The organism is Phenylobacterium haematophilum (assembly GCF_014196295.1).
Lineage (GTDB): Bacteria > Pseudomonadota > Alphaproteobacteria > Caulobacterales > Caulobacteraceae > Phenylobacterium > Phenylobacterium haematophilum.
In genome coordinates this window covers 552,758-565,085 of the sequence record NZ_JACIDK010000002.1, presented here as the reverse complement: position 1 = coordinate 565,085, position 12,328 = coordinate 552,758, and the positions used below count along the sequence as shown (strand labels likewise).

Sequence of the window (12,328 nt, the reverse complement as noted above, 5' to 3'; positions counted from 1 at the left end):
CCGCCCCTTAAGCCGCAGCGGCCCAAGCCAGGGCCATGCATGTCGCGCCGCTCCTGCTGATCCTGGCCCTGACCGCGTGGCCGGCGAACGCCCAGCAGCCGCTGCGCGGCGCCGTGCAGCCCGAGCGGGCGCCGCCATCGTCATCACCCGCGCCACCGGCCGTCGAGCCGCTGCCGGAGCTCCTTGCGCCGCTGGCGTCGGACGCCCCCGCCGCCGATCGCTGCCGGCTGAACTGCGCCAGCGACTATTATTTCTGTCTGTCGACCGAGACGGCGGAGGATTGTGCGCCGACCTGGATGCAATGCCGCAGCGACTGCGCAGCGGCCGGCCGTCGATAGACGATCGCTCCGAACCCGGAGCGCTTCTTCACCTTGGCTTCCGGCCCGCCCTGGTCCTAATATGACGGGCGTCACCTTCCGAGTCAGGCCTGAGATGTCCGAAGTCGCCTATCTTCCCGCCGGCAAGCGCGAACTGACCAAGGTCGCCAACCGGCAGGCCATCCTGGACGCGGCCCGCAAGGTGTTCGGCGACCTCGGCTACGAGACTGCGACGGTGCGCGACATCATCCGCGGCACCGGCCTGGCCGCGGGCACCTTCTACAACTACTTTAAATCCAAGGACGAGGTGTACCTTGCCCTGGCGAGCGAGGGAGCGCGACAGTTCGCGCCGCTGCTCAAGGCGCACCGCGCCCAGTCGTCCGGCTGGGAAGAGTTCCTGAACGCCGCCATCGAGGCCTACTTCCTGTTTCTGGCCGACGCGCACAAGAGCTGGCTCAGCCAGCGCCCGCCCGGCGAGACCCAGCCCCACGTGCACGGCGAGACGCCCGAGATGGCGGCCGTCTTCAACGAGGTTCGCGAAGCCATCGTCGAGGAGATGGCCAATGGCGGCGCACCGGTCACCGACCCCGACTACCTGGCCGCCGCCTGCATCGCCGTCGCCCGCGACGTCGGCGAGAAAATGCTGGCCCGTCGCCCGATCGACACCAAGGGCGCGACCGCCTTCGCAGTGGCGATGATCCAAGGCGGCCTGAAGGGCCTCCAGCAGGCGGAGGACTAGGCAGGGTGGCGAACGTCCGTCGCGCCCTCGCCAGAACCCTGCTCTCGCTGCCCTCTCCGATCCTGCGCCTGATGTCAGGCGGGGCGGCCGTCTATCGCGGCGGACGCACGCTGGACCCGCGCTTCCAGTTCATGGCCGCCCAGGCCGCGCGCATGCCGGCAATGACCTCCCTATCGCCCGAGGAGGCTCGCCGCGCCACGGCCGAAGGCGGCAAGGTCTATGGCGGGCGGCCGGAGCCCGGCGTCCGCGTCGAGCCCCTGACCATCCCCGCGGGCGAGCGGAGCATCGCAGCGCGCCTCTACAGGCCCCAGCAGCAGGATCCGGCCGCGCCGGCCATCGTCTTCGCGCACTTCGGCGGCGGCGTGATCGGTGACCTGGACACCAGCCACGCCTTCTGCGGCATCCTGGCCAAGGTCGCCCGCGCGCCCGTGGTGTCGGTCGAATACCGCCTGGCGCCCGAGCACCGCTTCCCCGCGGGCCTGGATGACGTGCTGGCGGCCTATCGGCACGTCCGAGACCATGCCGCCCAGTTCGGCGCCCCGGCCGGTCAGGCGATGATCGGCGGCGATTCCATGGGCGGCAACTTCGCCGCCGTGGTCTGCCAGGAGCTGGCCCGCACCGGCCAGCCGCAGCCGGCCCTGCAGCTGCTGATCTATCCCTGCGTCGACGTCGCCAGCCAGACCGCCTCGATGACCACCTATGCCGAGGCCTTTCCGCTATCGCGGGCGACGATGGACTGGTTCATGGGCCACTATATGGGCCCCGACGCCGACCCGGCCGATCCGCGGCTGTCGCCGATCCGCCAGGACGATCTGTCCGGCCTGGCGCCGGCCGTCGTCGTCACCGCCGGCTTCGACCCGCTGGTCGACCAGGGCGAGGCCTACGCCCGGCGCCTGCGCGCGGCCGGCGTGCCGGTGATCTATCGCTGCTATGACGCCATGGCCCACGGATTCACCGCCTTCACCGGCGTCGTGCCCTGCGCCGACGTGGCGTGTCGGGAGATTGCGGGCCTGGTCCGCGAAGGTCTGGAGGGACGTATTGCGCGCGCTGCTAGTTGAGGAGCTGAAGCCCGAGTACGGCGGCTGCGTCCTGAAGGAGGTCGAGCCCCCGGCCCCAGGCCCGGGCGAGGTGCAGATCATGGTGCTAGCCGCCGCGGTGAACTTCCCCGACCTGCTACAGACCCGCGGCGAGTACCAGCACAAACCGCCGCTGCCGTTCATTCCCGGCATGGAGATCGCCGGCGAGGTGAGCGCGGTGGGCGAAGGCGTCGATCAGTTCCAGGTCGGCGAGGCGGTGGTCGGCGGCGCACGGATCGGCGGCTTTTCCGAATACGCGGTGACGCCGGCGGCCGGCCTGCGCCGCAAGCCCGAGGGGCTGTCGTTCAGCCAGGCGGCCGGCTACGCCACGGCCTACCTGACCGCCTACGTCTCGCTGGTGCGCCGCGCGGCGGTGCAGCCGGGCGAATGGGTGCTGGTGCACGGCGCCGCCGGCGGTGTCGGCCTGGCGGCCGTGGACCTGGCTAAGCACCTGGGCTGCAAGGTCATCGCGGCCTCCGCCTCGGACGACAAGCTGGCCATCGTGCAGCGCGAGTACCAGCCCGACGCCGTCGTGAACGTGACCGGCGGCTTCCGTGAGAAGGTCAAGGAGATCACCGGCGGGCGCGGCGCGAACGTCATCTATGACCCGGTCGGCGGCGACGTGTTCGACGAGAGCACCCGCTGCATCGCCTTCGACGGCCGCCTGCTGGTGGTCGGCTTCGCCTCGGGCCGATTGCCGGTGCTGCCGGTCAACATCGCCCTCATCAAGGGATTCTCGGTGATGGGCGTGCGGGCCGGCGAGTACGGCCGCCAGTTCCCGGAGAAGGGCCGCGAGAACCAGGCGGCGATCTGGGACCTGGCCGCCAAGATGAAGCCGCGGGTCGACCAGGAGTATCCGCTGAGCGAGTGGCGCGCGGCCTTCGACTCGCTGGCCGATCGCAAGGTGGTGGGCAAGACCATCGTGCGGCCCGATCTCTGACCTATATACTCAGCCCATGACCGTCGAACACGAACACGAACTCGAAGGCCTGAAGGCCGCAGGCCGGCTTGTGGCGCGCACGCTGGAGGCCATGGGCAAGGCGCTGGAGCCGGGTATCACCACCCGCGAGCTCGACCAACTCGGCCGCCAGATGCTTGAGCTGGAGGGCGCCCGCTCGGCGCCCGAACTGACCTACAACTTCCCAGGCGCGACTTGCATCTCCGTCGCGCCGGACTGCGCGCACGGCATTCCCGACGATCGCCGCATCGAGGCCGGGACCCTGGTCAATATCGACGTCTCGGCGGAGTTGAATGGGTTCTTCGGCGACACGGGGGCGAGCTTCGCGGTGCCGCCGGTCAAACCGAACATCGAGCGCCTGTGCCGCGACGGCCGCCGCGCCATGTGGGCCGGCATCCGCGCCGTGCGCCCGGGCGCCAAGCTCAACGAGGTCGGCAAGGCCATCCAGACCTTCGCCGACAAGAACGGCTATTCGCTGGTCACCAACCTGGCCAGCCACGGCGTCGGCCGCTCGCTGCACGACGACCCGGCCGAGATTCCGACCTGGTGGGAGCCGGGCGACCGCCGCCGGATTCACGAGGGGCTGGTGTTCACGATCGAGCCGTTCCTGTCGCTCGGGGCCGACTGGGTCGAGGAGGGCGACGACGGCTGGACGCTTACCCCGCCGGGCCACGAACCGACCGTCCAATACGAACATACGCTGATCGCGACCCGGCGCGGACCGGTAATCCTGACCCTCGCGGCCTGAATACGCAGGAGAAGGTTGACTCCTCTCCCAGGCTCCCTTAGGAACCGCCGCTCAATTTTATACCGGAGTTGATCTCGTGAAGCGGACTTTCCAACCGTCCCGACTGGTGCGTGCACGCCGTCACGGTTTCCGCGCGCGCATGGCGACCAAGAACGGCGCCAAGATCGTGGCTCGCCGTCGCGCCAAGGGCCGCAAGCGCCTGACCGCCTAAGACGCATCCGCGTCTTAGAGCCTGAGGTGTCGGCATGACCGACGCCCCTAAAGTCATCGAACGCATTCAAAAGCGCTCGGACTTTCTCGCCGCCGCGCGGGCGTCTTCGTACGCCAAAGGCGCGGTGGTGATGCAGGCCCGTGATCGGGCCGACGACTCCCCCGTCATTCGCGTCGGCTTCACCGCCACCCGCAAGATCGGCGGCGCGGTCGTGCGCAACCGCGCCAAGCGGCGCCTGCGCGCCGCGGCGCAGGCGATTTTGCCGCAACTCGGCAAGCCCGGCTTTGACTATGTTTTGATCGCTCGCAACGGCGCGCCCACCAGGGCGTGGCCGCGTCTGCTTGACGATGTGAAAACCGCGCTGATAAGCCTCGCGGCCGAAAGCGACAGCCCGTCCCGCGCCTCGCAGCGCGCCCCTTCTTCCTCCGCCTGAGCGCGCGTCCCCATGCAAGAGAACAACAACCGCAACACGATCATCTTCGTGGTCAGCGCGGTTCTGATCCTGATCGCCTACCAGTTCTTCGTGCTGGATCCGGCCGCCAAGAAGCGCAGCGCCGAGGCCGCGCGCCAGAAGGCCGTCGCAGCCGAAGTGCAGGCCGCCTCGGGCGCGGCGCCCGCCCTGCCAGGCGCGCCCAGCGCCAATCCCGGCCCGGTCGTGGTCTCGCGCCAGGACGCCGCCGCCGCCAGCGCGCGCGCGCCGATCGCCACGCCGGCCCTGGCCGGCTCGGTCTCGCTGCGCGGCGCGCGCATCGACGACCTGTTCCTGAAGAACTACCGCGTGGCGGTGGCCAAAGACTCGCCGCCGGTCGAGCTGCTGCGCCCTGAAGGCGCCAAGCACGCCTTCTTCGCCGAATTCGGCTGGACTGGGGCCAACCTGCCCGGACTGCCCAACGCCGACACCGTCTGGCAGGTGGTCGAGGGTTCAACCCTCGCGCCCGGCCAGCCGCTGGTGCTGCGCACCTCGAACGGCCAGGGCCTGACCTTCACGCGCAAGCTGGAGGTCGACGACAAGTTCATGTTCACGGTGACCGACACCGTGGCCAACACCGGCGCGGGTTCGGTGACGCTCGCCCCCTACGCCTCGGTCCAGCGCCAGGGCGTGCCGGCCGACCTCGGCCGCAACCAGATCGTCCATGAAGGCGCGATCGGCTGGCTGGGCGGCGAGCTGCGGCAGCTGAAATACGCCAAGTGGCTGAAGGAGGGCGGCCTGAACGTGTCGTCCGTCGGCGGCTGGACCGGCATCACTGACAAGTACTGGCTGACCGCTCTGATCCCCGATCAGAAGGAACACATCCAGAGCCAGTACCGGGTGACCAAGTCGCTCGCCGCGGACATCTACGAAGCCAACTATGTCGGCCGCCCGCACATCATCCCGGCCGGCAAGCAGGTCACCGAGGTCACCCGCCTGTTCGCCGGCGCCAAGACCGTGCCGCTGCTGAAGGAATACGAGACCAAGCTCGGCGTGCCGCACCTCGACATGGCCGTGGATTGGGGGAACTTCTGGTTCATCACCCGGCCGATGTTCATGTTCCTGGACTTCATCTTCCAGAAGGTCGGCAACTTCGGCATCGCCATCCTGCTGCTGACCGTCGCCGTGAAGCTGATCTTCTTCCCGCTGGCCAACAAGAGCTACGAGTCGCTGACCAAGATGAAGAAGGTGCAGCCGCAGGTCGAAGCGCTGCGCACGAAGTACAAGGAAGATCCGGCCAAGCAGCAGCAGGAGCTGATGGCCCTGTACCAGCGCGAGAAGATCAACCCGCTGACCGGCTGTCTGCCGATGCTGGTGCAGATCCCGGTCTTCTACGGCCTCTACAAGGTGCTCACCGTCACCATCGAAATGCGTCACGCGCCGTTCTTCGGCTGGATCCAGGACCTGTCGGCCAAGGACCCGCTGACGATCTGGAACCTGTTCGGCCTGATCCCGTACAACCCGGCGACCGTGCCGGTGATCGGCGGCATCCTGAACTCCGACCTCCTGCATCTCGGCCCGATGGCGCTGCTCTACGGCGTGACCATGTACCTCTCGACGGCGATGAACCCGCCGCAGCCGGACCCGATCCAGCAAAAGATCTTCCAGTTCATGCCGGTCATGTTCACCTTCATCATGGCCCCGTTCGCGGTGGGCCTGCTGATCTACTGGACCTGGTCGAACGTGCTGACGATCCTGCAGCAGTACGTGATCATGCGCCGCTTCAAGGTGGACAACCCGATCGACCAGATCATCGCCAAGATCACCGGCAAGCCCAGGGAAGTCGGTTGAGCCAGGACCCGCTCTTTTCCGAGGAAGAACTGGAAGCCGCGCGCGTTCTGTTCGCGCGGCAAGCCAGCTTCCTGATGGGAGCCGTCTCGGTCGACGGCCTGCCGCCGGGCGACCTGCCCGAGGTCGCCTTCGCCGGCCGTTCGAACGTCGGCAAGTCGTCGCTGATCAACGCGCTGGTCGGCCACAAGGGCCTGGCCCGCGCCTCCAACGAGCCTGGCCGCACCCGCGAGCTGAACTTCTTCATGCTCGACGAGCGGCTGCGGCTGGTCGACCTGCCCGGCTATGGCTGGGCCAAGGCGTCCAAGGTCGAGGTGAAGAAATTCCAGAATCTCGGCCGCGACTTCCTGCGCGGCCGCGCCAACCTCAAGCGCGCCTACCTGCTGATCGATGCGCGTCACGGCCTGAAGGCGGTCGACGAGGAGCCGATGGCCGCCTTCGATAAGGCCGCGGTCTCCTACCAGATCATCCTGACCAAGGCGGACAAGCTGAAGCCCGCCGAGGTCGAGGCCGTCCGCCAGCGCACCGAGGCGGCGATCATCAAGCGGCCGGCGGCGTTCCCGCGGGTGCTGGCCACCTCGTCGGAAAAGGGCCACGGCATCCCTGAACTGCGGGCCGAGATCATGTCGGCCTGCGAGATCACGCTCTAGGCGCAGACGCCGCACTGACGCGGGGTCAATCTTTGCGCGCCGCGGCGTCCATGGAAGAACGGCGGGGACGATAGCCTCGGGACCGCCACCATGCTCTCCACCGCCGGCCGCACGGCCTATGACGCCGACCTCGACCTGTTCCGCGACCAGGTGCGCAAGTTCTTCGACAAGGAGCTCTATCCGCACCTCGACCGCTGGGAAGAGGCCGGCATCGTCGATCGCGATTTCTGGAAGGCCTATGGGGCGGCGGGCCTGCTCTGTCCGCAGGTCCCGGCTGAGTACGGCGGGCTGGGCCTCGACTATCGCTACAATGCGGTGATCGGCGAGGAGCTCTCCTATGCCGGCTCGTCGGCCGGGGTGACCCTGCAGTCCGACATCACCGTCGACTACATCATCAACTACGGCTCCGAGGAGCAGAAGCAGCGGCTGCTGCCGGGCATGGTCTCGGGCGAGATCATCACCGCCATCGCCATGACCGAGCCTGGAACGGGCTCGGACCTGCAGGGCGTCAAGACCACCGCCATCCGGGACGGCAACCACTACGTCCTCAACGGCAGCAAGACCTACATCACCAACGGCCAGAACGCCGACGTGGTGATCGTGGTCGCCAAGACCGATCCGAGCCTGGGCTCCAAGGGAATCTCGTTGATCCTGGTCGAGCGCGGAACCCAAGGCTTCGAGCGCGGCCGCAACCTGGACAAGGTGGGGCAAAACTCGGCCGACACCTCCGAGCTGTTCTTCAACGACGTGCGCGTGCCGATCACCAACTGCCTGGGCGAAGAAGGCCGCGGCTTCGCCTATCTTATGAACCAGCTGGCCCAGGAGCGGCTGCAGATCGCCATCGCCGGCCAGGCCGGCGCCCAGCGCGCCTTCGACGAGGCGGTGAAGTTCACGAAGGACCGAAAGGCTTTCGGCCAGTCGATCTTCGACTTCCAGAACACTCGCTTCACCCTGGCCGCCCTGAAGGCCAAGCTGCAGGCCGGCTGGGCGCACCTGGACTGGGCGATCGCCCGTCACGTGGCCGGCAAGCTCGACGCGGCCGAGGCGTCCGCCGCCAAGCTGTTTCACACTGAGCTGCAATGGGAAGCCTGCGACATCGCCCTGCAGCTGCACGGCGGGGCCGGCTACATGAACGAGTATCCGATCGCCCGCCTGTGGCGCGACGCCCGTGTCCAGCGCATCTACGGCGGCACCTCCGAGATCATGAAGGAAGTGGTCGCCCGCTCGATCTGAGGCCTGCGCGCCCCCGCGCTCGCCACAGGCGGTGACAGGGGGCGTGAGGTCCGCTATCGGAGCCCCCAACAGCGCGCGAGCCATCGGCGCTGGCTTTGTGTGGCGGAGCCAAGGCGGCTCCTGGAGGGTTGCGACCTTGACCGACGACGCCGAAGAACAGGGCTGGGCCACCGCCAAGACCCTCGCCGAGGCCCTGCCCTATATCCAGATCTACGACCGCGAGGTCGTGACGATCAAATACGGCGGCCACGCCATGGGTGAAGAAAGCGTCGCCAAGCTGTTCGCGGCCGATGCGGTGCTGCTGAAGATGCTGGGCGTGCATCCGGTCGTGGTGCACGGCGGCGGCCCGCAGATCTCGCGCATGCTCGACAAGGCCGGCGTCAAGTCGACCTTCATCGACGGCCTGCGGGTGACCGACGAGGCCACCATGGAGGTCGCCGAGATGGTGCTGTCGGGCGCCATCAACAAGGAGATCGCGAACTGGATCACGCTGGCCGGCGCCGAGGCCGACGTGCGCGGCGTGGGCCTGTCGGGCAAGGACGCGCGGCTGATCACCGTCGAGAAGGCGCACCGCACCAAGAAGGATCCGGACAGCCAGATCGAACAGGTCGTCGACCTGGGCTATGTCGGCGAGCCGACCCGCATCGACCCGAAGCTGATCGAGGCGCTGATCTACGCCGAGGAGGACTACATCCCGGTGGTCGCGCCGATCGGCGTGTCGGTCGAAGGCGAGACCTACAACATCAACGCCGACACCGTGGCCGGCGCCCTAGCCGGGGCGCTGAACGCCAAGCGCATGCTGCTGCTGACCGACGTGCGCGGCGTTCTGGACAAGAACGGCGAGCTGATCCGCCAGATGACCCTGGCCGAGGCGCGCGAGGCGATCGCCTCCGGCGTGGCGACCGGCGGCATGATCCCCAAGCTGGAGACTGCGATCGCCGCGGTCGAGTCCGGCGTCGAGGCCGTGGTCATCCTGGACGGGCGCCGCCCGCACGCCATGCTCACCGAGCTCTTCACGGAACACGGCTCGGGCACGCTCATCCGCGCATGACGGCGGACCTGACGCATATCGACACCTGGCTGTTCGACCTGGACAACACCCTCTACCCCGAGGAGTCCGGGTTCATGCAGGGCGTAGAGAGCCGCATGACGGCCTTCGTGGCCAAGGTCACGGGGTTGGCGCACGACGCCGCCTACAGCCTGCAGAAGCACTATCTCGCCGAACACGGCCTGACGCTGAAGGGGCTGATGCTGCACCACGGCGTCGATCCCGCCGACTTCCACGCCCTGTTCCACGACCTGTCGCTGGACCTGCTGGCCAAGGACCCGGAACTGGTCGCCGCCATCGCGCGGCTGCCGGGGCGGCGGCTGATCTTCACCAACGCCGACGACAGGCACGCCGAACGGGTGCTGGCGCACCTGAACCTGCGCGGCCTGTTCGACGAGGTGTTCCACATCCACTCGTTCGGGTTCGCGCCCAAGCCAGACCCGCTCGGCTTCCAGCGGATGATCGACGCCCACGGCCTGAACCCGGCCAGCACCGCCTTTTTCGAGGACTCCGAGCGCAACCTGCATCCGGCCGCGGACTTGGGCATGACCACCGTGCTGGTCGGCTCGCGCGCGCTCGCCTCGACCGCCGCCTTTGTCCACCACCGCACCGAAAAGCTGACGCCGTTCCTGAGTTCGGCGCGTCTGAAGGAAACCGCCTGATGTCCGACGACCTGAAGTCCGTGATCGAAGCCGCCTGGGAAGCCCGCGACGGCGTCAACACCAGCACCCAGGGCCAAGTCCGCGAGGCGGTCGAAGAAACCCTGAACCGGCTCGACAACGGCACGCTTCGCGTCGCCTCGCGCGGCGAGGACGGCGTGTGGACCACCCACCAGTGGGCCAAGCAGGCGATCCTCCTGTCCTTCCGCCTGAACGCCAACCAGCTGATCGACGAGGGCGCGCCGCACCCCTACTGGGACAAGATCCCGCTGAAGTTCACCGGCTGGGACGCCGCCAAGTTCGAGGCCGCCGGCTTCCGCGCGGTCCCGGGCTGCGTAGTGCGCCGTGGCGCCTACATCGCCAAGGGCGTGATCATGACCCCGTCGTTCGTGAACATCGGCGCCTATGTCGACGAGGGCACGATGGTCGACACCTGGGCGACGGTCGGCTCCTGCGCCCAGATCGGCAAGAACGTCCACCTGTCGGGCGGCGCGGGCATCGGCGGCGTGCTGGAGCCGCTGCAGGCGAACCCGACCATCATTGAGGACAACTGCTTCATCGGCGCGCGTTCGGAAGTGGCCGAAGGCGTGATCGTGCGTGAAGGCAGCGTGCTGTCGATGGGCACCTTCATCACCTCGACCACCCGCATCGTCGACCGCAAGACCGGCGAAGTGTTCATGGGCGAGGTCCCGCCCTACTCGGTGATCATGCCGGGCTCGATGCCCAGCCCGTTCGGCGAAGGGCTGCCCTCGATCAACTGCGCGGTCATTGTGAAGACCGTTGACGAGCGCACGCGCTCCAAGACCTCGATCAACGAACTGCTGCGCGACTAACGCGCCTCGACCGGCGGCCTGGCCCCAGGTTCCAGGGCCGCCGACCCTCCTGATTCTCCAGACGATTCGCCGGCTGCGGACGATTTCCGCAGCCGGAGCGGGCGCCATGCGCGTCTACCCGCGGCCCAAGCCCGCGATTACGCCCGTGACGCCGGGGTCATCCACAGGAAATGCCCCCGTTCCGAGCCGCCGGGACCAATTAACTATAGCATTCGCTTCTCGCGATACTGACGCCCCAATAGGTTATCGCGTGACGCGAATATTGTCGCGGCGAGAAACGACAGTATCCTTAACGTAATGGCGGGAATGTTCGGAGCCCGTTGTTATTCAAGGAGATTGCCATTCGCCACGACCATTGAAGCCGATGGTTATTAACTTTAACGCAGGGCCCGAACCGATGACCCCAGCGCCTTCCCTCGCCGCCATCGTCGCCGAAACGCTGGACCAGGATGTCCCGCAGCCGGAGGCGCCCTCATGGGACGAACCGGCCGCCGGCTACCTCGAACAGGACGCCATGCGGTTCTTCTATCGCTGGGGCGGCCACCTTTCGGCGACGCTGATCCGGGTCCGCTCACGCTTCGACGGCGACCTCGACCAGTACCTGCTCTACCTGATCTTCCTGCTGGCCGAGATTTCCGAATCCATGCCGCGCGGTCCGCGGCCGCCGCAGACCTTCCGCCGCCGGCGCGGGCTCAATGCCCTGAGCCTGGCCGACATCACCCAGATCCCGCGGGAGACCACACGCCGCAAGCTGCTGGCGCTCGTCGAGCGCGGCTATCTGGTGCGCGAGCCCGACGGCCTGTTCACGCTGGGCGAGGCCTATGACGTCGATCAGTTCTTCACCGACCTGAAGCCGCTGTTTTGGGATGCGGTGCGGCTAGAACGCTAGCCGCCTACTCGATATTGTCGAGCTTGCGCCATAGCCGGCGGATCGCCAAGGCCCGCACGGCCGCATCATCCGACTCCAGCGGCGCCATGCCGAGCTTCAGCAGGCAGTCATTGAGCGCCAGCGGCTCGCGACGCGACAAGCGGATGCCCTTGCGGCGGGCCACAGCCTGGAAGCGGCGCCAGGCGCATTCCGCCCCGCCTGCGCCTTCAGCCGCCCCTGGCGGCAAGAGCCCGGTCTGTAGCACCCGATGAAAAGCGACCAGGGTCGCCCCGCGGCAGATTCGCGCCGCCAGCACGGCGAAAGCCGCCTCTTCCATCGGCTCGGCCGGCAGATCCTCGCTGGCGGAGCCGCCGAATAGGGTCGCTGGACTCGAGGAGCGCACGAAGGCGCTGAGGGCCACATTTCCACGATCGTCGACGAACGCGTACTGCATCACATGCTGGCGGCCGTCGGCGGCGACGGAACGAACGGCGAAGTAGACATGCTCGCTGGCCGACACCTGCCGCGATGTCTGCGTTGGAATGATCTGATCAGGTAACTGCGTTCCACGAATAACGCCGCCGCGTTCCAGAATATCAAGGATATCCTCGATCTTCTCGGCAGATGTTCTGAGCTTCTTCTTCTTGAAGAAATTGAACATGACGCAGCACCCCACACGCGGTTCAGGCATAGTTCTTGAATGCGCGTCCCAGGTCGATCCAATTGCTTCC

15 protein-coding genes are annotated in these 12,328 nt (G+C 67.6%); 14 read left to right on the top strand and 1 reads right to left on the bottom strand.

Annotation, left to right across the window (positions count from 1 at the left end; translation table 11 throughout):
• The first annotated feature begins 35 nt into the window (after positions 1-35).
• From GGQ61_RS08705 to GGQ61_RS08640, 14 genes are all read left to right on the top strand, one after another.
• The gene (locus GGQ61_RS08705) at positions 36-338 is read left to right on the top strand and encodes a hypothetical protein (RefSeq protein ID WP_183771581.1); all 303 of its coding nucleotides are present in this window, start codon (positions 36-38) and stop codon (positions 336-338) included.
• A 94-nt stretch (positions 339-432) separates the two neighbouring features.
• Positions 433-1,056: a TetR/AcrR family transcriptional regulator gene (locus GGQ61_RS08700; RefSeq protein ID WP_183771579.1), complete on the top strand. Its 624-nt coding sequence runs from the start codon at positions 433-435 to the stop codon at positions 1,054-1,056.
• A 5-nt stretch (positions 1,057-1,061) separates the two neighbouring features.
• Positions 1,062-2,114, top strand: coding sequence for an alpha/beta hydrolase (locus tag GGQ61_RS08695; RefSeq protein WP_343056092.1), 1,053 nt, complete (start codon positions 1,062-1,064; stop codon positions 2,112-2,114).
• A complete protein-coding gene (locus GGQ61_RS08690; protein WP_246370590.1) occupies positions 2,095-3,072 on the top strand; it encodes an NADPH:quinone oxidoreductase family protein in 978 nt (325 codons plus the stop codon). The genes GGQ61_RS08695 and GGQ61_RS08690 overlap by 20 nt, the downstream gene beginning before the upstream one ends.
• 16 nt (positions 3,073-3,088) lie before the next feature.
• Positions 3,089-3,838 carry a type I methionyl aminopeptidase gene (gene map / locus GGQ61_RS08685; RefSeq protein WP_183771575.1) on the top strand — a complete coding sequence of 250 codons (750 nt, stop codon included), beginning with the start codon at positions 3,089-3,091 and terminating at the stop codon, positions 3,836-3,838.
• Between the two features lie 76 nt (positions 3,839-3,914).
• Entirely contained in the window at positions 3,915-4,049 is a 135-nt protein-coding gene (rpmH, locus tag GGQ61_RS08680) for a 50S ribosomal protein L34 (protein WP_056017364.1), read from the top strand.
• Between the two features lie 34 nt (positions 4,050-4,083).
• Entirely contained in the window at positions 4,084-4,482 is a 399-nt protein-coding gene (rnpA, locus tag GGQ61_RS08675; protein WP_183771573.1) for a ribonuclease P protein component, read from the top strand.
• Positions 4,483-4,494: 12 nt separating this feature from the next.
• Positions 4,495-6,309 (top strand): membrane protein insertase YidC, encoded by a 1,815-nt coding sequence (gene yidC, locus GGQ61_RS08670; protein ID WP_183771572.1) that lies wholly within the window; start codon positions 4,495-4,497, stop codon positions 6,307-6,309.
• Positions 6,306-6,956 (top strand): ribosome biogenesis GTP-binding protein YihA/YsxC, encoded by a 651-nt coding sequence (gene yihA / locus GGQ61_RS08665; RefSeq protein ID WP_183771571.1) that lies wholly within the window; start codon positions 6,306-6,308, stop codon positions 6,954-6,956. Before yidC ends, yihA begins: the two co-directional genes overlap by 4 nt.
• 90 nt (positions 6,957-7,046) lie before the next feature.
• On the top strand, positions 7,047-8,189 hold the full coding sequence (locus GGQ61_RS08660; RefSeq protein WP_183771570.1) for an acyl-CoA dehydrogenase family protein: 1,143 nt from the start codon (positions 7,047-7,049) through the stop codon (positions 8,187-8,189).
• A 136-nt stretch (positions 8,190-8,325) separates the two neighbouring features.
• Entirely contained in the window at positions 8,326-9,240 is a 915-nt protein-coding gene (gene argB, locus GGQ61_RS08655) for an acetylglutamate kinase (RefSeq protein ID WP_183771569.1), read from the top strand.
• On the top strand, positions 9,237-9,899 hold the full coding sequence (locus tag GGQ61_RS08650; protein ID WP_183771568.1) for a pyrimidine 5'-nucleotidase: 663 nt from the start codon (positions 9,237-9,239) through the stop codon (positions 9,897-9,899). Before argB ends, GGQ61_RS08650 begins: the two co-directional genes overlap by 4 nt.
• Positions 9,899-10,729 carry a 2,3,4,5-tetrahydropyridine-2,6-dicarboxylate N-succinyltransferase gene (gene dapD, locus GGQ61_RS08645; RefSeq protein ID WP_183771567.1) on the top strand — a complete coding sequence of 277 codons (831 nt, stop codon included), beginning with the start codon at positions 9,899-9,901 and terminating at the stop codon, positions 10,727-10,729. Before GGQ61_RS08650 ends, dapD begins: the two co-directional genes overlap by 1 nt.
• A 397-nt stretch (positions 10,730-11,126) precedes the next feature.
• Entirely contained in the window at positions 11,127-11,618 is a 492-nt protein-coding gene (locus tag GGQ61_RS08640) for a hypothetical protein (protein WP_183771565.1), read from the top strand.
• Positions 11,619-11,622: 4 nt separating this feature from the next.
• Here GGQ61_RS08640 and GGQ61_RS08635 read toward each other — a convergent pair whose 3' ends face one another.
• Entirely contained in the window at positions 11,623-12,258 is a 636-nt protein-coding gene (locus GGQ61_RS08635; RefSeq protein ID WP_183771564.1) for a hypothetical protein, read from the bottom strand.
• Between the last annotated feature and the right edge of the window lie 70 nt (positions 12,259-12,328).

Bases quoted from the DNA above. Each gene is read 5' to 3' on its own strand.
- yidC (WP_183771572.1), top strand. From the start codon at position 4,495: ATGCAAGAGAACAACAACCGCAACACGATCATCTTCGTGGTCAGCGCG.
- GGQ61_RS08705 (WP_183771581.1), top strand. From the start codon at position 36: ATGCATGTCGCGCCGCTCCTGCTGATCCTGGCCCTGACCGCGTGGCCG.
- GGQ61_RS08700 (WP_183771579.1), top strand. From the start codon at position 433: ATGTCCGAAGTCGCCTATCTTCCCGCCGGCAAGCGCGAACTGACCAAG.
- map (WP_183771575.1), top strand. From the start codon at position 3,089: ATGACCGTCGAACACGAACACGAACTCGAAGGCCTGAAGGCCGCAGGC.
- rnpA (WP_183771573.1), top strand. From the start codon at position 4,084: ATGACCGACGCCCCTAAAGTCATCGAACGCATTCAAAAGCGCTCGGAC.
- dapD (WP_183771567.1), top strand. From the start codon at position 9,899: ATGTCCGACGACCTGAAGTCCGTGATCGAAGCCGCCTGGGAAGCCCGC.
- GGQ61_RS08635 (WP_183771564.1), bottom strand. From the start codon at position 12,258: ATGTTCAATTTCTTCAAGAAGAAGAAGCTCAGAACATCTGCCGAGAAG.
- GGQ61_RS08650 (WP_183771568.1), top strand. From the start codon at position 9,237: ATGACGGCGGACCTGACGCATATCGACACCTGGCTGTTCGACCTGGAC.
- GGQ61_RS08640 (WP_183771565.1), top strand. From the start codon at position 11,127: ATGACCCCAGCGCCTTCCCTCGCCGCCATCGTCGCCGAAACGCTGGAC.
- GGQ61_RS08660 (WP_183771570.1), top strand. From the start codon at position 7,047: ATGCTCTCCACCGCCGGCCGCACGGCCTATGACGCCGACCTCGACCTG.